The 19,546-nt window shown below is 49.0% G+C and carries 20 protein-coding genes; 9 read left to right on the top strand and 11 right to left on the bottom strand.

What is annotated here, in order from left to right:
* The first annotated feature begins 46 nt into the window (after positions 1-46).
* From purD to purH, 6 genes are all read left to right on the top strand, one after another.
* On the top strand, positions 47-1,333 hold the full coding sequence (gene purD, locus M2404_RS06100) for a phosphoribosylamine--glycine ligase (protein ID WP_259238844.1): 1,287 nt from the start codon (positions 47-49) through the stop codon (positions 1,331-1,333).
* 2 nt (positions 1,334-1,335) lie between these two features.
* Positions 1,336-3,102 carry an ExeM/NucH family extracellular endonuclease gene (locus tag M2404_RS06095; protein ID WP_259238843.1) on the top strand — a complete coding sequence of 589 codons (1,767 nt, stop codon included), beginning with the start codon at positions 1,336-1,338 and terminating at the stop codon, positions 3,100-3,102.
* Positions 3,103-3,236: 134 nt separating this feature from the next.
* On the top strand, positions 3,237-4,133 hold the full coding sequence (locus M2404_RS06090; RefSeq protein WP_259238842.1) for a phosphoribulokinase: 897 nt from the start codon (positions 3,237-3,239) through the stop codon (positions 4,131-4,133).
* A gap of 440 nt (positions 4,134-4,573) precedes the next feature.
* Positions 4,574-5,548, top strand: a complete 975-nt coding sequence (dusB, locus tag M2404_RS06085; protein ID WP_473091808.1) for a tRNA dihydrouridine synthase DusB — start codon at positions 4,574-4,576, stop codon at positions 5,546-5,548.
* Positions 5,549-5,565: 17 nt separating this feature from the next.
* The gene (gene fis / locus M2404_RS06080; RefSeq protein WP_092789540.1) at positions 5,566-5,856 is read left to right on the top strand and encodes a DNA-binding transcriptional regulator Fis; all 291 of its coding nucleotides are present in this window, start codon (positions 5,566-5,568) and stop codon (positions 5,854-5,856) included.
* Positions 5,857-5,956: 100 nt separating this feature from the next.
* Positions 5,957-7,543, top strand: coding sequence for a bifunctional phosphoribosylaminoimidazolecarboxamide formyltransferase/IMP cyclohydrolase (purH, locus tag M2404_RS06075; protein WP_259238840.1), 1,587 nt, complete (start codon positions 5,957-5,959; stop codon positions 7,541-7,543).
* A gap of 84 nt (positions 7,544-7,627) precedes the next feature.
* Here purH and M2404_RS06070 read toward each other — a convergent pair whose 3' ends face one another.
* The 7 genes from M2404_RS06070 to M2404_RS06040 all read right to left on the bottom strand — a co-directional run bounded on the left by M2404_RS06070 (position 7,628) and on the right by M2404_RS06040 (position 10,766).
* Positions 7,628-7,828, bottom strand: a complete 201-nt coding sequence (locus M2404_RS06070) for a hypothetical protein (RefSeq protein ID WP_259238839.1) — start codon at positions 7,826-7,828, stop codon at positions 7,628-7,630.
* Between the two features lie 36 nt (positions 7,829-7,864).
* The gene (locus M2404_RS06065) at positions 7,865-8,707 is read right to left on the bottom strand and encodes a hypothetical protein (protein WP_259238838.1); all 843 of its coding nucleotides are present in this window, start codon (positions 8,705-8,707) and stop codon (positions 7,865-7,867) included.
* The gene (locus M2404_RS06060) at positions 8,700-9,062 is read right to left on the bottom strand and encodes a 2OG-Fe(II) oxygenase family protein (protein WP_259238837.1); all 363 of its coding nucleotides are present in this window, start codon (positions 9,060-9,062) and stop codon (positions 8,700-8,702) included. The genes M2404_RS06065 and M2404_RS06060 overlap by 8 nt, the downstream gene beginning before the upstream one ends.
* A gap of 22 nt (positions 9,063-9,084) precedes the next feature.
* Entirely contained in the window at positions 9,085-9,375 is a 291-nt protein-coding gene (locus M2404_RS06055) for a HigA family addiction module antitoxin (RefSeq protein ID WP_259238836.1), read from the bottom strand.
* Between the two features lie 43 nt (positions 9,376-9,418).
* Positions 9,419-9,727, bottom strand: a complete 309-nt coding sequence (locus M2404_RS06050; RefSeq protein WP_259238835.1) for a type II toxin-antitoxin system RelE/ParE family toxin — start codon at positions 9,725-9,727, stop codon at positions 9,419-9,421.
* A 66-nt stretch (positions 9,728-9,793) separates the two neighbouring features.
* Complete coding sequence (locus M2404_RS06045) at positions 9,794-10,201, bottom strand: gamma-glutamylcyclotransferase family protein (protein ID WP_259238833.1); 408 nt, start codon at positions 10,199-10,201, stop codon at positions 9,794-9,796.
* A gap of 82 nt (positions 10,202-10,283) precedes the next feature.
* Positions 10,284-10,766, bottom strand: a complete 483-nt coding sequence (locus M2404_RS06040) for a SixA phosphatase family protein (RefSeq protein WP_259238832.1) — start codon at positions 10,764-10,766, stop codon at positions 10,284-10,286.
* A 143-nt stretch (positions 10,767-10,909) separates the two neighbouring features.
* Between M2404_RS06040 and M2404_RS06035 the strand changes: the two genes are divergently transcribed.
* The gene (locus M2404_RS06035; protein WP_259238831.1) at positions 10,910-11,713 is read left to right on the top strand and encodes a sulfite exporter TauE/SafE family protein; all 804 of its coding nucleotides are present in this window, start codon (positions 10,910-10,912) and stop codon (positions 11,711-11,713) included.
* A 36-nt stretch (positions 11,714-11,749) separates the two neighbouring features.
* Complete coding sequence (locus M2404_RS06030; RefSeq protein ID WP_259238829.1) at positions 11,750-12,544, top strand: acyl-CoA thioesterase; 795 nt, start codon at positions 11,750-11,752, stop codon at positions 12,542-12,544.
* Here the strand turns inward: M2404_RS06030 and M2404_RS06025 are convergent.
* The 3 genes from M2404_RS06025 to M2404_RS06015 all read right to left on the bottom strand — a co-directional run bounded on the left by M2404_RS06025 (position 12,541) and on the right by M2404_RS06015 (position 17,343).
* Positions 12,541-13,515 carry a sensor domain-containing diguanylate cyclase gene (locus M2404_RS06025; protein ID WP_259238828.1) on the bottom strand — a complete coding sequence of 325 codons (975 nt, stop codon included), beginning with the start codon at positions 13,513-13,515 and terminating at the stop codon, positions 12,541-12,543. The two genes, M2404_RS06030 and M2404_RS06025, sit on opposite strands and share 4 nt — an antisense overlap.
* Positions 13,516-13,681: 166 nt before the next feature.
* The gene (locus M2404_RS06020) at positions 13,682-14,059 is read right to left on the bottom strand and encodes a DP-EP family protein (RefSeq protein WP_259238827.1); all 378 of its coding nucleotides are present in this window, start codon (positions 14,057-14,059) and stop codon (positions 13,682-13,684) included.
* Between the two features lie 26 nt (positions 14,060-14,085).
* Complete coding sequence (locus M2404_RS06015) at positions 14,086-17,343, bottom strand: nSTAND1 domain-containing NTPase (RefSeq protein WP_259238826.1); 3,258 nt, start codon at positions 17,341-17,343, stop codon at positions 14,086-14,088.
* Between the two features lie 164 nt (positions 17,344-17,507).
* On the opposite strand from M2404_RS06015, the gene M2404_RS06010 reads away from it, so the two are divergent.
* Positions 17,508-18,251: a ferredoxin--NADP reductase gene (locus M2404_RS06010; RefSeq protein WP_259238825.1), complete on the top strand. Its 744-nt coding sequence runs from the start codon at positions 17,508-17,510 to the stop codon at positions 18,249-18,251.
* A 20-nt stretch (positions 18,252-18,271) separates the two neighbouring features.
* Here the strand turns inward: M2404_RS06010 and M2404_RS06005 are convergent, their stop codons facing one another.
* Positions 18,272-19,327 carry an AI-2E family transporter gene (locus M2404_RS06005; RefSeq protein ID WP_259238824.1) on the bottom strand — a complete coding sequence of 352 codons (1,056 nt, stop codon included), beginning with the start codon at positions 19,325-19,327 and terminating at the stop codon, positions 18,272-18,274.
* Positions 19,328-19,546 lie beyond the last annotated feature (219 nt).

Here is a 19,546-nt window from a genome sequence, read left to right as displayed (position 1 = left end):
AATAACCTTTATTACACACGTTTTTGAATAACTAACGGAAAGCTAAATGAAAGTATTGGTAATTGGCGGCGGTGGCCGCGAGCATGCACTGGCCTGGAAAGCAGCGCAGTCACCTTTAGCCAGCAAGGTATTTGTTGCACCAGGTAACGCAGGCACAGCCCGCGAAAGTAATCTGACCAACGTTGCGATAGCGGCAGATAACGTGCCGGCCTTACTGGCATTTGCCCAACAAGAAAACATTGAGCTAACCATAGTTGGCCCGGAAGCACCGCTGGCCAAAGGCGTAGTTGACGCCTTTCGTGCTGCCGGGTTAGCAATTTTTGGCCCAACCAAGGCCGCAGCACAGCTGGAAAGCTCTAAAGCCTTTGCTAAAGACTTCTTAGCCCGCCACAGCATTCCCACTGCGGCTTACCAAAACTTTACCGAAACAGCACCAGCCAAAGCCTTCGCGCAAAAGCTGGGCACACCGGTAGTGATTAAAGCAGACGGTTTAGCCGCCGGTAAAGGCGTGATCATTGCACAAACCCAGGACGAAGCCGCTGCGGCAATTGACGATATGTTATCCGGCAATAAATTTGGCGATGCTGGCAGCCGTGTTGTGGTAGAAGAGTTTTTAACCGGTGAAGAAGCCTCATTTATTGTGATGGTTGATGGCACTACGGCACTGCCGTTTGCGTCATCACAAGACCATAAAGCCCGTGATAATGCCGACAAAGGCCCGAATACCGGCGGCATGGGCGCTTATTCGCCAGCACCTGTGGTAACAGCAGCGGTGCACGATTGGGTAATGCAAAACGTTATTTACCCCACCGTAAATGGCATGGCGGCAGAAGGCACGGTATTTACCGGCTTTTTATATGCCGGTTTAATGATAGCGCCGGATGGCAGCGCCAAAGTGCTGGAATTTAACTGCCGCTTTGGCGACCCGGAAACCCAGCCGATTATGCTGCGGCTGGAATCTGACCTGGTAGAGCTGTGTTTAGCCGCTACCCAAACAGCCCTCGCTGGTAAGCACATTCAGTTCAGCCAGCACGCTGCAGTAGGCGTAGTGCTGGCCGCCGGAGGCTACCCTGATACCTATGCCAAAGGCAAAATCATTAGTGGTTTAGACGGCGCTGACAGTGCCACAGCTAAAGTGTTTCATGCCGGTACTGAGTTAAAAGATACTCACGTTGTAACCAACGGCGGGCGGGTGCTATGCGCCACAGCTCTGGGTGCTAATGTGACAGCAGCACAACAGGCTGCCTACAAGCTGGCAGATAAAATCAGCTGGGATGGCATGTTCTGCCGTACCGACATAGGTTACCGCGCTATTGCCCGCGAGCAAAAGTAGTGATGAAGTTAAACACGTTCTTATTATTAAGTACCGCCCTGCTAAGCACTGCGGCGGTAGCAGAATGCACTGCTGACTATACCGCTATATACGATATTCAGGGCACCGGCGACAGCAGCCCGCTGGCAGGTCAGCAGCTCACTACACGGGGAGTCGTTACCGCCGTAGTATATCCTGACAGCAAAGCTGCCGGTATAGTGCTACGGGCTACTGAACCGGGTAACAGTGCAGCGTCATCAAGCCTGTTTATTGCGCATGCTGAGGCAGCCACTACTTATCAGCCAGGTCAGTTACTACAAATAAGCGGCACTGTTGCCGAAATTAACCAGCTTACCAGCCTGACTAACGTCAGCAGGATCAGCGATTGTGGCCGTTCTTCAAACATACGGCCGTTTACACTAAAGCTGCCATTGCCGGCCGGGCAAAGCTGGGAGCAACTGGAAGGTGCCTGGTTACGTTTTGAACAACCACTTACCGTAAATGATACCTACAGCCTGGGCCGCTACGGCGAAATAACACTGGCAGATAAACGCCTGATGGCTGCAACTGAGGTAATGTTACCCGGCAAAGAAGCTGCAGCCCTAACCAGAACGCAGCAAGAACGGCATATGTTGGTACTGGACGATGGCCTGTACCAGCAGAACCCCGATCCGCTGTTATTCCCGCAAGGTGGTTTAACGGCAGACAATACTTTACGTATCGGCGATACACTAACCGGTGTTGAGGGTGTACTGCTGCAAGACGAGCGTGGCTACCGGTTGCTGCCAACAAAAATGCCGCAGTTTAATGCGCAAAACCCACGCCCGCCAAAACCGCAATCAAAGCCAGCCAAAGCTTTGCGCATTGCCAGCTTTAATGTGCTGAATTACTTTAATGGCGAAGGCCAGCCACAACCCTTCCCTACCCGCCGCGGTGCCGACACAGCCGCAGAGCTGGAGCGACAACAGGCTAAATTGATAGTAGCGCTTGCTGCGCTGGATGCAGATGTCATTGGCCTGTTGGAAGTAGAAAACAACGGCTACAGCCCAAAAGGCGCTTTAGCCAGCCTGACAGCAGCGCTAAACAAAGTGGCCGACAAACCTTACCGCTTTATTATTACTAAAGACCAACCAGGTTCTGATGCTATTAAAGTTGCTTTGCTGTACCGGCCGTCAAGCGTTAGCGTGGAAGGTAACGCCGCTATGTTGCTAAGTAAGCCTTTTGACTGGGGCAGCCGGCCACCGCTGGCGCAAAGCTTTCGCCATCTACAGTCAAATGAGCTGGTTACTGTCAGCATTAACCACTTTAAATCCAAAGGCAGTTGCCCGAAAGACATTGCATCGAAAGATGCCGATCAGCACGATGGCCAGGCGTGCTGGAACGCACTGCGTACATTGTCAGCTAAAGCACTGAGCGACTGGCTAGCCAGCCAGCCTACCGGCGTAAAAACTGATAAACAGATTATTCTCGGCGATTTAAACGCATACCGGATGGAAAACCCGGTAAAGATGCTGGAACAACAAGGCTGGACATACCTCAAAGCAGAAACCGGCCCACAGTATTCCTATGTTTATCGTGGCCGCACTGGTTCACTTGACCATGCACTGGCAAGCCCCGCGCTGGCAAAGAACCTGGCAACTATGCAGCACTGGGCTATTAACGCCGATGAGCCGGTATTGCTGGATTACAACGTCGAATTTAAAAGCGACAACCTGCAACAGCTATTATATGCCCCCTCGCCGTACCGCTCGTCCGATCATGACCCGTTAATTGCCACTTTTCAGTTTTAACGCTAACTGTGGACTGCCGCTAAGTTAATTCAATTACTTAGCGGCTATGGTGTTATTAACATAACAATAAACAGTTGCACCCGCTTAACCGTATGCTTTAAGGTGAGGTTCAGTTAGCTTAGCGGGCCGCGCCTATGTCACATAAAAACCCTATTATTGCTATTACCGGTTCCTCCGGCGCCGGTACCAGCACAACCTCGACTGCCTTTCAGCATATTTTCCGCACGCTGGATATAGATGCCGCCTTTGTTGAAGGTGATAGTTTTCACCGTTTCAGCCGCCCGGAAATGGAAGTAGAGATCCGTAAAGCCAAAGAAGCCGGGAGATACATTAGCTACTTTGGCCCTGAAGCCAATGATTTTGGTGCGTTAGAAAACTTCTTTGCCAGCTATGGCGAAACCGGCTGCGGTAAAATACGCCATTATCTGCATACTTTTGACGAGGCCGTGCCTTATAACCAGCTACCGGGTACTTTTACCCCATGGCAGGATTTACGCGCCAATACCGACTTACTATTTTACGAAGGCCTGCATGGCGGTGCCGTTACCGGACAACATAATGTTGCCCAGCATGTTGATTTGCTGATCGGCATGGTGCCGATAGTTAACTTAGAGTGGATCCAGAAAATTATCCGCGATACCTCTGAGCGCGGCCACAGCCGGGAGGCCGTGCAAGCCAGTATTGTGCGCAGTATGGATGACTATATTAACCATATTACGCCGCAGTTTTCCCGCACCCACATTAACTTCCAGCGCGTACCTACCGTAGACACCTCTAACCCGTTCAGCGCCAAAGATATACCGTCACTGGATGAAAGCTTTGTCGTGATCCGCTTTCGCGGTATCAAACACGTTGATTTCCCCTACTACCTGCAAATGATCAACGGCGCTTTTATGTCGCGGGTTAATACGCTGGTGGTGCCCGGAGGCAAAATGGGCCTGGCAATGGAGTTGATTTTAACGCCGCTGATTGAAGAGCTGATGATAAAACGGCGCCAGGCACGCGGTCAGGTAGACTGGCTGGGAACTTGAACAGACAAAAGAACCGATTAAGCGAAACGATTTGCTCTAAACCAACCGTTGAAGGCATGGATGCTGACAAATGCGCCGGGAGCGAATTTGAACAGCTACGCTGGTCCGCAGGATAAACTTCATGGATGAAGTTTATAATCGAGCCTAGAGGGACGTATTTACAGCGTGTTGGTGTGAGCAAACCGTTTCAGTGACACCACAACTTTCAGTTTCAAACCTTAATATCTCTGGTGATAAAACCAACAGCGTTACAATTTTCATTTTCGCCACCCCGCATACTACTGTTGTCTCAGCTTTACAAAACACCAATTTTCAGCCGTTTAGCGAATGTCAAGACAGCAAAGGCCAGTAAATTTACACTTTTGTTTAAATAATAGCCTTTGCTTTGGCAGCAAAAATCCGTAAACTTAGCGCCCCTTACGGGTAGAGCCTTGGATTACGTGGTGCGCATAGGTCCATATCAGTTAGCGAACAAGGTAATTTGTGCTCCGATGGCCGGAGTAACCGATCACACTTTTCGTGAGCTTTGCCGGCGTTTTGGTGCAGCATTAGCTGTATCTGAAATGCTGTCGAGCAACCCATTGGTATGGCAAAGCGAAAAATCACAAAATCGCATGGGCCACCGGCAAGAGTCTGGTATTCGTTCAGTACAAATTGCTGGTGCAGATCCACAGCAAATGGCTGAGGCTGCCCAATACAATGTTGACATCGGTGCCGATATTATCGACATCAACATGGGTTGCCCGGCAAAAAAAGTGAATAAGAAACTGGCTGGCTCTGCGTTATTGCAGTACCCGGATTTAGTGAAACAAATTGTACGCGCTGTGGTCGATGCGGTTAAGGTACCGGTTACGTTAAAAATACGCACCGGCTGGGATCCAGAGCACAAAAACGGTATTCAGATTGCCCGTATTGCACAGGATAACGGCATACAGGCACTGGCAGTACACGGCAGGACACGCGCCTGCATGTACAAAGGTGAAGCGGAATATGACACCATCCGCGCCATTAAACAAAGTGTGTCAATCCCGGTAATTGCCAATGGCGACATCACCGGGCCGGAAAAAGCGCGCTATGTGCTGGATTACACCGGTGCTGACGCCATTATGATTGGCCGCGCAGCACAGGGACGGCCATGGATTTTCCGCGAAGTGGTGCATTATCTGGCCACTGGCGACAAACTGGCGCCCCCCGGCATAGCCGAAGTACGTCAGATCATGCAGGAACATGTGCAGGGTTTACACCAGCTTTATGGTGAGCATGCCGGTTCCCGCATTGCCCGCAAGCATGTGGGCTGGTATTTAGCTGAGCACGACACGCTCGGAAATTTTCGTAGTGAATTCAATGGCATTGAATGTGCTAAGCAACAGCTTGACGCCTTAAATGACTATTTTCATCAACTAGCAGCAACCTAACGTAAAAGAGAAAAGCAATGTTTAATTCGAACGTTACTTCGCCATTTATTACTAACGCCCACGTACAAACGCAGGAAAAGCCACAAGCTTTAAGCACTGCCGCGCAAAAAGCAGTAGCTAACTACCTGCAGCAATTAAACGGTCAGGACGTTAACGATTTATATGAACTGGTATTATCTGAATTAGAGCGTCCGTTACTGGAAGAAGTGATGAAATATACCCGCGGTAACCAAACCCGCGCCGCCAACCTGATGGGCATCAACCGCGGCACGCTGCGCAAGAAGCTGAAACAGTACGGCATGAGCTAATGCCACCGCGGGGCCAGCGCCCCGCCACTAAGCACCTTCGGGTGCTTTTTTATTGGTTAGGTTAAAATCTGATTTCTGCAAGCTACAAGAGAGTCTAAGCATGACGACATTAAGACCCATCCGCCGCGCACTGCTGAGTGTGTCAGACAAAACCGGTATTGTAGAGTTCGCCCGTGCGCTGGCCGCACAACAGGTGGATATACTGTCAACCGGCGGCACTGCCAAACTGTTGGCCGAACAAGGCATTAAGGTTACAGAAGTGTCTGACTACACCGGCCACCCGGAAATTATGGACGGCCGGGTAAAAACCCTGCACCCGAAAATTCACGGCGGTATTTTAGCCCGGCGCGGCGTGGACGAAAGCGTAATGGCTGACAACAATATCGGCCCTATCGACTTAGTGGTAGTAAACCTGTATCCGTTTGCCAGCACCGTAGCCAAGCCAGGCTGTACGCTGGAAGATGCGGTGGAAAATATCGATATCGGCGGCCCGACTATGGTACGCGCGGCTGCGAAAAACCACAAAGATGTGACAATTGTTGTTAACGCCAAAGACTACGACACCGTACTGGCAGAAATGCAGGCCAACGGCGGCGCAACCACTCACGCCACCCGTTTTAGCCTGGCGATCAGCGCTTTTGAACACACCGCACAGTACGACGGCATGATAGCCAACTACTTTGGCGCCATGTTACCGGCTTACGATACACCGGCAGAGCCAGCAACTAAGTTCCCGCGCACCTTTAACAGCCAGTTCGTTAAAAAACAAGACTTACGCTACGGCGAAAACAGCCACCAAAGCGCGGCGTTTTATGTGCAGAAAGGTGCTACTGAAGCATCTGTATCCACTGCCACACAGTTACAAGGCAAGGCGTTGTCGTACAACAATATCGCCGACACCGATGCCGCGCTGGAATGCGTAAAAGAATTTGCTGAACCGGCCTGTGTTATCGTTAAGCACGCTAACCCATGCGGTGTAGCCATTGGTGATTCGATTCTGGCAGCTTATAACCGTGCCTACCAGACCGATCCAACTTCAGCCTTCGGTGGCATTATTGCTTTTAACCGCGAATTAGATGAAACCACGGCAAAAGAAATTGTCAGCCGCCAGTTTGTTGAAGTGATTATTGCACCTTCAGCCACCGACGCTGCAGTTGCCGTAGTGAGCACCAAGCCAAACGTGCGCCTTTTGGTATGCGGCAACTTCAGCCTGGCTGCACCGGCGCTGGATGTTAAACAGGTTAACGGCGGCATGCTGTTGCAGGATCGCGATCAGGCTAAAGTGGCTGCGGATGACTTAAAAGTAGTGACCAAGCGCCAGCCTACCGAACAAGAGTTAAAAGACTTACTGTTCTGCTGGAAGGTCGCTAAGTTTGTAAAATCTAACGCCATTGTGTACGTAAAAGACAGCATGACCATTGGTGTCGGCGCTGGGCAAATGAGCCGCGTTTATAGCGCGAAAATTGCCGGTATTAAAGCTGCTGACGAGAAGCTGGAAGTAAAAGGCTCAGTAATGGCCTCAGACGCTTTCTTCCCATTCCGCGACGGTATCGACGCTGCTGCTGCAGCTGGCATTACTGCAGTGATCCAGCCAGGTGGTTCAATGCGCGACGCTGAAGTTATCGCCGCTGCCGACGAGCACGGCATGGCAATGGTGTTTACCGGTGTACGCCACTTCCGTCATTAAGCATTTGCTTTAGTGATAAAAAAGGCCGCATTTGCGGCCTTTTTTGAAGGCCCCATACCACTGATACAACATAATCGCAGATGGTCAATATTCTATATCAAACTTTGTACTCAAGTTTGAAGCTAACTCTTTTTTGACAGCTATGCGTTTAATCTCTTTTTCTAGCTTTTCAATTTCTAAAACTTTCGTGTTGCTTAATTGGGCAGTTCTTGTGCCTCTGAGTTCTGATATTCTTACCCTTAAAAAATATTCAGATAAAGCATATTGCTCCAGCAAGCATGACATTTCTCACCTCAGTAATCGTATTGCGATAAAGCAATATTACATGGAGGTGCTCAATTCTCCGGGGGTAGAAATTGGATCATCTTTTGAGTGAGCAGATACCATAGGCTTTAAATGCACAACCTCTGTTGGGTTAAACTTGTGCCCGCGTAATTTTTTTCCCGTTTTGAGTTCAGATTCATATTCGTATAGTTGTAGGCCGAGCACTACTTCTGAGAGCTCTAAAGCCTTGCCGAGCCAATTCGGGTTACGAAGCATTTTATTAATATGAGGAACTTGTCCCAAATCATTTGCCAGCCCGATACTTTGACAGCTTATTACGTAACCATATGTCAGATGAATCACAGGCCGGCTTGCTCTAAAAATTTTTTTTAAATTATCTAATCGAAAGTCCGGCTCTTGAAACGTCGACCTACGCGACTCGTAAGCACTGGAAATATGGCTTAAAACATCATTAAATGAACAGCCTGCATTTTGGCTAAGTGAAGAGTCATATGCGACGAAAACATGATGTGAGTGCAATCTATCTTTTAGCTTTTTTACTCCCCCTCCCAACTTATTAGGACTACCTGTTAGGGCTCTATCAATATCTCGCCAGATCATTAAGTCAGATAACCCGAACTGTTCAATCATTTTTGCTTTAATTGCTGACATGCCTTTACCTTTGCACTCAGACCTAACCAGTGCACTTAACATGGCATTCTTGAAGTTGATCCGTTTAGAGTCTTCGCTTTCTAATGGATAGGCTAATAAAGCTAAATAATCTGCTGCTCCAGAGCAATCATCTGACACCCAACCTACTCGTGAAAAGGATCGTTTAGGAGATTCACTGAAAGCATACAGATTTATCAGCTCTTTCCCAATTTGTACCATTTCATTCATCGAAGTATCCCCTTACCCAACCAACACTGAGCAAATAGCGGCTGCCCTGCTCTACTTGGGTAACTGCATGCTCGCACAGATCGGGCCGAAAGAATTTAATGCGGGAGTTCTGATAAATCGGTGTAGCGCAGATAAAGTCGCCGCCCTTTTTTGCTTTTTTAAGCACAACGTTCAGACGGTAATGCCTGCCACTGCTTACAGCATCTTTATGTGGTGGCACTTCGCAGCCTTGCGGAAAACGCAGCAGGTAACAATCGAATTTTAGCGGCCAGTACGCGCCTGCCAGCAACATTTTATCGTAACCGCTTTGCTGGCGGCCTTTTTGCCAACGAAACAGCTGCTTTAGTATGCTCAAGACATCCGCCTAATTACAGCGTTCAGGCGGCGCTGTTTAATATCAGTTTTTCAACTACCGGCTGCTCGCCGTGTTCAGCCTGCCAAGCATCATAATTAGCCTGCAGATTAATCCATAATCCCACATTACTGTCTGTTGCCAGCGCGATACGCTGCGCCAAATCAGCTGAACACGGTATATGACCATGGCAAAAATTGCTCATAGTAGTGCGGGAAACACCCAGTGCTTTGGCAGCTTTGGTTACCGATATAGCATTCTCTTCCAGGATCTGGATACGAAAAATCAACCCTGGATGCGTGGGACAACGCGTCATTTTTTCCATCATATCCTCCAAACTCTTATCCGCATTTACCAAACTATTTTTGCGCCCGAATTTGTTTACCATGGTAATCGCGGTAATCCAGCAATATGGCACCGTCGTCTTCCAGTTCGAACGTCACCCGCCAATTGCCGTTAACCTCAATCGAATAAACACCGGCTCCGGAACCTACTTTTTCCGCAAATTTTGCCTGAAACAGTGCCCGTAAATCTCTTGGTTGATGTGATGCAGCGATGGCGTCGAGAATTATCGTAAGCTTTATAGCGTGCTTTGGTTGAACACCGCTATGGTCGCCATGCAGAAAAAGCTTCTTCAGACCTTTGTGCTTAAAGTTCTTTATCGCCATGTTACTCCCTCATCAATGACAAAAGTGTAAAGCATTTCTTTACACTTATCAAACTAAGTGTGAAATTTACTGCGCGATTTGATCAGCCAGAAAATCGCCGCTGTGAATTAACGCCAGCCCGTCGGTGTTGCGGTTATACACATAGACCCATGCGACAACACTGTAGCCGTTATCCAGCGTGATGTTTTGCTGTTCACGCCGATACTCGTGTGGCGGTGTAAACCGAGAGCTGCATTCTTCGTAATTATCCAGCTCAGGTAGCAGAAGATCCGGCTGTATCAGCTGATACAGCTCCCCTACTACCTGATCGGCTACGTTATTCGACGGTACTGCACCGGGGTAATAATCTATCCGATACAACTGGGCCTGATAACGGGCTTTGCCAATAAAACGGCTGTGCTGTGCCAGTAGCTGGTGCATAGGATGATTGGCGTTTTGCCGTAAGGTGCCATAAACAAATAAATAGTGCTGCATAACCGCATGGATAAGGAGTTTTAATTACTTTGCCGCACTGTGTGGCCAATGGCAACACCGTTGTGTTAGCAAACAGCAGCGATTACATAAAGCGCGCCGGTACTGACCACTGTAATTCAAAACGGTTGCTTTCACTGCAAAAACCAATACAGGTTAATGACGATTTACGGATATTAAGCAATAGCTTGTCGCTACCCAGCAAGCTGCTTATCAGTGCAGAGAAATCTGGCTCGTGCCCCACCAGTAAGCTGTGCACAGGCAATGCTGTGAGTTGATCTGTTAAATGGTTATAAGCAATATCAGTTGGTGTTTCCAGCGCCAGCCAGGCCTGCTCACTGGCAGGGATAAAACCGGCCTCTTTGCAGACAATAGCTGCTGTTTGTACGGCCCTTGGATACGGGCTGCTAAGCACTGTTTCAACAATAATGCTGTGACGCTGCATAAAGGCGGCCACACGGCGTGCCTGTAAACGGCCTTTTTCTATCAGACAGCGGTCTATATCCAGCTGATTAGGCCGGATAACTTCTGCAGTAGCATGACGTAAAAAATATAAGTATTTATTCATAACGGGCGCAGTTATAACACGGCTGTAAGGCAAATTTATGACAAAAAGTATTCTGCAAGCAGGTTTCAGATCAGATAAGATGTTTTGTTCACTTCCCAAAGCGTAAAACGTTAAGCGACTACATCAATAATTGAAGGTTTGGTATGGCTGTAGAGTGGTTATTAGCATTTTTATTATTAGGCAGCTTTGCCGGTTTTATGGCAGGGCTATTGGGCATAGGTGGGGGCGGTATCATGGTGCCGCTGCTTACCAGTATTTTTCTGGCACAGGGTATAGCACCGGAGCATGTAGTGCATCTGGCGCTGGGTACATCAATGGCCGCTATTGTTATGACATCTGTTTCCAGTATGCGCGCGCACCATGCCAAAGGCGGCGTGCTATGGCCGCTGGTAAAGACGATGGCACCGGGTGTCATTCTTGGTACCTTCCTAGCCACCTTTCTGGCCGCCCAGGTAAGTTCGTTATATCTGGCCATTTTTTTCGCCTTGTTTATGGGCTATGTCGCCATAAATATGCTGCGTAATAAAAAACCCTCTGGTGGTGAAAAACATGCCTCCAAAACCGAGCTGGTAGCGGTTGGCACCGGCATTGGTGCGGTATCTGCCATAGTGTCTATCGGTGGAGGCTCGCTAACGGTGCCCTACCTTACCTCACGCAGCATTGATATCAAAAAAGCCATTGGCACCTCAGCTGCTGTGGGTTTGCCTATTTCAATTGCTGGCACTGCAGGCTACATGCTTAACAGCCAGCCGGGGCTGGATTTACCCTATGCTGTTGGCCTGGTGTATTTACCCGGTGTGCTGTTAATGTCGGCAGCCAGTTTTATCAGCGCTCCGCTTGGTGCCAAACTGGCACATAAATTACCGGTAGTCACATTAAAACGGGTATTTGGTGTATTACTGATGTTGCTGAGCCTTAAAATGCTCTGGTCTGTGCTGGCACACTGACAGAGTTAATCGTTATATTTTATGCGGAGTATTTAAATGCATTTTTCTCAGGTAATGCAGCAGTTTGGCGCGGATAAACCGGATAGCGTTATCATTGAGGTACCCACACAATGGGGCCAGGGCCGGGCGGTATTTGGCGGTATGGCTGCTGCACTGGCCATGGCGCACTTACTGCCGGTGATACCAGAGGCAATGCCGCTGCGTTCAGTGTCGGTGTCTTTTGTAGCACCGTTAAATGCCGGTAAAGCCAAGGCACAGCGGCGTATATTACGTCAGGGTAAGTCGGTTATTCAGGCCCAGGTTGAAATTGAACAGGATGGCCAGGTTGCATTGATGCTGCTGGCGAGCTTTGGCACCGCGCGCCCATCAGCCCATCAGCTTGCAGCGGACACCGCGCCGCAGTGGCCCGCACAGCCTGTACAGGTGTTGCCAAAACAAGGCCCGGCACCGGAATTTACCCTGCACTTTGATTATCATATAGCTCGGGGGCAACTGCCGTTCAGTGCCAGTAAGGTGCGTGAGCTGGGTGGTGATATTCGTATGGCTGGCAACGAGAGCAAGCAGGCCGGTATTCTGGAGCTGTTGGCACTGGTTGACGCCTGGCCACCGGTAAGCCTTACGCTGCTTAATCAGCCTGCACCTGCCAGCTCACTAACCTGGACCATTGAATTTATTGCCCATGACTTGTCTTTTAACAATACCGACTGGTGGCGTTATCTGGCAGAAATTGAATATGGTGCCGATGGCTACCACCATATTGCGGCAAAACTATGGCAACCAGACTGTAAGCTGGCAGCTATCAGCCGCCAGACTGTTGCTGTGTTTGCTTAACAACTGGCATTAATACAATCACGGCCATCGGCTTTGGCACGGTACAATGCCGTATCGGCGGCGCACAGCAATGCCATGCTGGTACGGTACTGGCCGTTAATTTCAGTGGCAATACCCTGGCTTACTGACACCGTTAACGCGGCAGGTAAGCCTGCATCAGTAAATTGCAGCTGGCGTACCGCCTGCTGTACATCGCGGGCAACCTGTAGCGCCATAATTTCGTTGTGATACGGCAATATTAGTGCAAACTCTTCGCCGCCGTAACGCGCCGCCAGTTTGGCATCTACCGGCATGGCTTGCACTATGGCACCCGCCACTTTACGCAGACAGGCATCGCCCTGAATATGACCGTGGCGATCGTTAAACTGTTTAAAAAAGTCGATATCGATAATCACCACACTCAGGGGCCGTCTGGCAGCGGTGCACTGCTGCCACTGCTGTAACAACTGTTCATCAAAAGCACGGCGGTTAGCCAGGCCGGTTAACGCATCTGTTGAGGCCTGCAGGCGCAGTTTTTCATATTCGGCTTTGTAGCGTGTAAGGTCACGCATTACCAGCACCAGATGCGCTTCTGGTTCAGGTAAAAACGATACCGACAGCTCAATATCTTTTACCTCACCATCGGCACAGCGCAGTGCCATTTCAGTAGGGCCAGCCTGTAGAGACAATACCCGTTTAGCCACCATTTTTACCAGGCCCTGATACTGCTGCTGGCAGCGGCCCATTAAAAATTCCGGCCACTGCTGGCCAATCAGTGGTTTATCTACACAATTAAGTAATAACGCCGCCTTGGCATTGGCGCACTCGATAACGCCGTCCGGGCTAACTACCAATACAGCTTCAGCCAGATACTGAATAAAGCTGCCTACTTCCATTCCCGGTGACAATTCTTTGCAGCCATCATCAGACCATAAGCTGTCATCATTCAGAGCCAAAGGCCGAAGTTCATTTTTGCGCTGTGAATTTGTCATCAGGTTATCCCGCTACAGTTGGCTTATCTGCAGCAAACTTTAACCTTTATCTATATAAACAACCTTCTGACAACCTTCTGATTTAATCTATTGATTTTAAAAGACTAAAAAGCCCCTTACGGGGCTTTCGATACCTAGATTTATACATACTGACTAAGTTTAAATTTTAATTATTCGGGCGGTTTTTAATTTCAGGATCTGGGCTTAGTACCAGCAATGTATTTGTTGCATTACTCAATACAAACTGAAACTTGGTTTGTCCTTCGGTTTTATCAAGGTCAACAATTTGTACCAGTTGACCATCACTACTCACCGTAACCGCGTCTACGATACCGTCGAAAGGTGTTAAAAAACCAACACCAGTAAATTTAAGTCCTTTACCTGTATTATCTGTAAGTTGATAAGTAACTGTACTGGCTTCTGTTACAGTCACATCACCACTGCACGGCTCACCTGCTGAGTTTTTATAACTAAATACCGGTTCACCGTTTTCCAGATCTACGATTACCTGAAGGAAAGTTGCGCTGTTTTGAGTTGATGCCATTGTTATTATTCCTATTCTACGTTTGGTTAAAAATCCGTTGAAGCGATCCCTTCTGCTGCAACTAAGGCAAGCAAATCTGCATACTCACTGAGCTGCCCTAAGCATTGCAGCGAAGTTACATATGGAGCGATATAGCGCGGCTCTTTATTGATAGCCTGAATTGGCTGTAACACCTGCCGAGCTAGCTCACAGGCTTGCTGCATCATATCTAATTTATCATCCTGCTTATAATACAAAGCTTTGAGCAAATGTAATTCTGCATACCAACCTTTATATTGCAGATTATCAGGATATTCAGTTTGTAGCTGAGACAAAGTAGTGTCAACCGCCTTAATATGGCTACTCAATTGACCTTTAATATCACGCTGCAAAAAATAACGGATTATTGCCTGTTGTAACAAGGGTTCTAATACCTGTGAGCGTGGGCTACTAACAAAACTATTCTTATCCTGCCGCAGGGCTTGCATCAGCAAATCAGGATCCTGCCTATAGGCGACCTCTTCATTCACTGGTTGCAGTTTGAGCAAAATAAACTTAATCTGATACAACTGTATGCGCCATGTTTGATTGTCTGGATCTGTGCGAATAAGTTCGGTTAATAATTCATAAGCTAATTCGGCTTTTTTTCTGGCATTTGTATTTTGATTACGATGCTGTAGTAACAGAGATGACTGATGATAACTAATGGCTAGTGTCTCTGTAAGATAGGAGTCTTGCTTGATAGCTGGTACTGCTGCCAAGCTGCTCTGAATATCCTCATGGATGCCAATAACTTCCTGTAGTGCGCCATTTGCTAGTGCAGCGCTGGCCAGCCAGGATCTGGCATTAGCGACATCTGCCAGCAATTGATTGTTATCAGGTTCTTTGGCTAGTGCCAACAACTTAAGCTGTAGCGATTTTTCAAAATCCTGCTGGGCTGCAACAAAATTTTGTTGCTTCATCGACACCGAGCCCAGCGTATTATGAGCGTAAGACAACTCCATCAGTGCATCTTTATCGTCAGGTGCTATATCGTACATTTGCTGGCTATAACTAAGGTACTGCTCAAACAATGGTCTTGAACCGGCCCAGTCACTTTTATCGTACTTAAGCTGCCCAAGCCAAAAAGCATTTGCACCTAAGGTCTTTAACAATGCAAGGTTATCTGGTTGCTGTCCCAATAACGGCAATAGCTTATACTGGCTGGCCTGAAGCGCGGCATGAGCTTCGTCCAGTTTATCCCGCGAGTATGCCACTTCTCCCATAGCTGCAAGTGTTTGACCATGCTGGAAGCGGGCGTCAAAATTAAACTGATTTTCTTCTTCGTCGGACAGATCACTAAAATACTCCAACGCTTTATTGCTGATACCATCAAGTAAATCCATCCGGCCTATACTGCGCAGTTTATCGGCGAACTCACCCACCATAAAACCCAGCAGGTTTTCTGCCGCCAGCCGCTTTTGCTGGGCTTGCTGCTCGGCTTCAAAACTTTTGAAACTCATCATTACCGCAGTAAAGGTTAGGACACACAATAATGCGACAGTCATTCGTCGGCCCCAGCGCAGCATGCGGGCTTTTTTCGCTGAAGCCTGAATAAAGCAGCTTTCTTCTGCATCGAGCTGAAATAAACGGTTGTTTGCCAGCAGCAGAGCTTCTTGCAGCGGTTTACCTTCTGCCAGCAAATAAGCACTGTTTTTACCCTCAGCCTGCCAGCGGTTGGTTAAGTGATGTAAGCGGCTTTTAACGCTTAAACTGTCGTGGTGCTCAGTGATCCAGGCCGTCGCCCTTGGCCAGCGGCGCAGCAGCGCTTCATGCGCTATGCTAAAACAGGGCTCGCCATTTTGCAGGTGTGACACAAACAAGCGATGCTCTACCATAGTTTTTACCAGCATACGCTCGTCGTCGGTTTGCAGTTGCTGCACACGCCCACTGCGGCTAGTAATGGTTTGCTCGTCTTCCCGCAGGGTAACCAGCAACGACAGCACCCGCGGTAAGCTGGCTTTTTGCGCGGTTGTCAGTTGCTTAATCGCTTGCTCGGCATTTTTACCAATGGCGCCTTCAATACCGCCCAGCGCTTTATATACCGACACCAGCAAGCGGTTATCTTTGCTGCGCTGCAAATACAGCTCCTGCAGGGTGTACTGTAGCATTGGCAGTGCATCCGGGTTACTGGCCGCTTCGCTGCACAACATTTCGTCCAGTGGTGTAGCGGTGTCTGGATCAGTGTCCCAGCTTAAATTTGCCGCCAGTGCCGGTAAACGGATCATCTGCAGCAGCTCAGCACGGCCCGGAGGGGCTAAGTCGAAATGGGCGCCACGGCCCTTACCTGCCATCAGGCTGGGGTAAGCCACCAGTGAGGGGTAAAACTCATTACGGCAGGCACTTAATACCAACACTGCGTCGGAGTTCGCGAACAGTTCGAGTAAATCGACAAAGGTTTTACGCTCATCGGTGCTAAACAGCGGGGATGACAGCAATACTTCCAGCCGATCAACAAACAAAGCGAAACGCTGGCGGCTCTGGCTTTGCTGTGTTAGCTCAGTACGACATTGTTGTAATACCTGCTCCGGGCTATACAACAACCGCTGTGCCAGGCTGTCAGCGCTTTCACCGTCAAATACCGGTGTACCGGCCAGCTCCCAGTCCAGCAACGCGCTGGCCAGGCTGCTGAATAGCTGCTGCTGCGCAACGTCGGCCAAATCCAGGCTGGTACAATCCATAACCTGGATACCGTTGTAGCCGCCACTTTGCATCAGGTTGGGCATAACACCGGCATTAATTAACGACGATTTACCACTGCCACTTGGGCCAAGCAGTAAACAAAAAGCCCGGCCATATTGCACCTGCTGCGCTATACGTTGTAATAAGGTGTCAATTTGTACACCGCGGCCAAAAAATACTTTGGCGTAACGGGCATCATAAGCCTGTAACCCCGGAAATGGCGAACCACCCTGCCAGCTTTGCGGTTGGGCGCTTTGTTCCTGCCCCAGTGGAAAGCGCACCTCAGCCAGCGTGCGGTAGCCACGCTTGCGAATAGTTTCGATATAGCTGGAGCGGGTTGCCGTATCGCCCAGCGCCCGGCGCAGCTGATTAATGGTTTTATGCAGCGGATTATCGCCGGTGTCGGTATCGGGCCAGCATTGGCTGACAATATCATCACTGCTTAACACTTCACCACTGTGCTTACATAGCAATACCAGTACGTCCATGGCTTTGGGCTCAAGCTGCTGCAGCAACTTACCACGCCGTAATGTATTGGCTGCAGGCTCAACCTGCCAGTCGCCGAAGAAAAAGGTGCCGCTCATAGTTACTGCTGTGCTGTTAAACATTGGCAATAACATAGCATGTAGCACAGCATTAGTTTAGCGGTTTTGCATACACGGTCAGCACACTGATAAACAAAAAGTTATTTGAGTAAGCCTCTGTTGTTAGCTAGGCTAAAGCTGGGCGCAGTTAAAGGAAACTAAAGATGGCACAATGGCTCAGCGGCACGGTAACAGCGAATCATCACTGGCACGCCAATCTGTTCAGCATTAAGGTGCAAACAGCGCCGTTTGGCTTCATTGCCGGTCAGTTTGTCCGGCTGGCTCTTGATACACCCGATGGCCGGGTACAACGTGCTTACTCGCTGGTTAATAGCCCCGGCAACAACGAGGCAGAGTTTTTAGTTAGCACCGTGGCAGACGGCTTGCTGTCGCCATTGCTGCAGCAACTGAAAATGGGTGACAAGCTGGACATCAGTCAGCCTGCCTCGGGCTTTTTTATTCTGGATGAAGTACCGGATGGCGATAATTTATGGTTAATATCAAGCGGCACCGGCATAGGCCCGTATTTATCAATGCTGGGTACCCATACGTTGTGGCGGCGTTTTAAGCATATTGTGCTGGTTCATACTGTACGCACCATCGCTGATTTAGCCTACCGTAACTATATTCAGCACTGGCAACATCAGTACCCGAACCAATTGCATTATCAACCTGTGGTAACGCGCGAAGCTATGTCAGGCGCTTTAAACAAACGCCTGCCACAGCTGATACAAACGGGTGAACTACAGCGCTCATGCAAGCAGGTGCTGAATGAGCGCTCACAGGTTATGTTGTGTGGTAATCCGCAAATGATTACCGACACAAAAGACCTGCTACACAGCATGGGCCTGAAGAAAAACCTGCGCCGCGATCCGGGTAATATTACCGTTGAGCAATACTGGAAGTAGCCACTGCCGGGTTTGCATAGTTAGTCTGGGTATTTATCAATTAACCATTCGCGCCATATGGCTACCAACAACGCCATCAACACCGGGCCAACAAACAACCCCACCAGCCCCATCGTTTTTACCCCGCCAATCAGGCCAAAAAACGTCGGTAAAAACGGCAGCTTAATTGGCCCGCCCACTAAAGTGGGCCGGATGGTTTTATCGACAATAAACAGCTCTATGCTGCCCCATAAAAATAAACCCACACCGGCCGTAACTTCACCGGTGCCAACCAGATACAACGACAATAGCGTAAAGGCCAGCGGAGCACCGCCTGGGATCAGCGCCATAAACGCGGTCAGTACCCCAAAAGCCACCGGCGATGGTATTCCTGCTATCCAGTATGCCACGCCAAGTATCACCCCTTCGCCAATCGCTATCACTGTCATGCCAATAACGGTAGAACTGATGGTAGCTGGCACCACCCGGGAAAAACGCTGCCAGCGGCTGGGTAAAATGCGCTCGCCAACCAAATCCAGTTGCGATGATAAGCTGTCGCCGTCTTTGTATAAAAAGAATAAAGTGATCAGCATAAACAGCAAAGTAAGCAGAAAACCGACGGTATTCCAGCCAAACATCAGCACCCAACGCGAAATACCACTAAGATGCTGGCCGCTTACCACGCTGATAATATGGCCCAGCTCACCGGGTTGAGATAAATATAACTGCCACTGTTCGGCCAGCCAGTTGCCTGCCAGTGGTAGCTCGGCAATCCACAACGGCACCGGTGCACCAAACTGGTTAGCGTGCAATAACCAGCCAATCCAGGCACGGATTTCCTGCATGGCATAAGAAAATACCATAACTAGCGGGATCACCAGGCCAAGGATAATAGCGCAAATGGCAATAGTGGCCGCCAGGGCCGGCCGGTTACCACACCAATGCAGCAAGCGGCTATATAAAGGCCAGCTGGCAAAGCAAATAATTAGCGCAGCCAGTACCGGAACCAGAAAGCCAATAAAGAAAAACACACCAGCGCAGAGGATCAGAATTAACAGGGTTCGGCTAACTGCCACATTACTGAATATTTGTGCCATTCAGAGTAACTCCTTTATAAAGCCGACCAAAAAATACAAACCATGCTACCATTCAACGGGTTGACCCACCAGATAGCAGTTAATATAATCGCTGCGGCATGGCTAATAAAAACAATAACTTTATGCAATTTATTCTGACAACACCCGGTTAAATAACAACACCTTCGCCTGCTTTCTTCCGAACCTATGGCTGTTGTACCGGACACATTACTCAGCCTC

The organism is Rheinheimera pacifica (genome assembly GCF_024809855.1).
GTDB lineage: Bacteria > Pseudomonadota > Gammaproteobacteria > Enterobacterales > Alteromonadaceae > Alishewanella > Alishewanella pacifica_A.
Note: the sequence above shows the minus strand (reverse complement) of the source record. Positions and strands in the feature narration are given on the sequence as shown.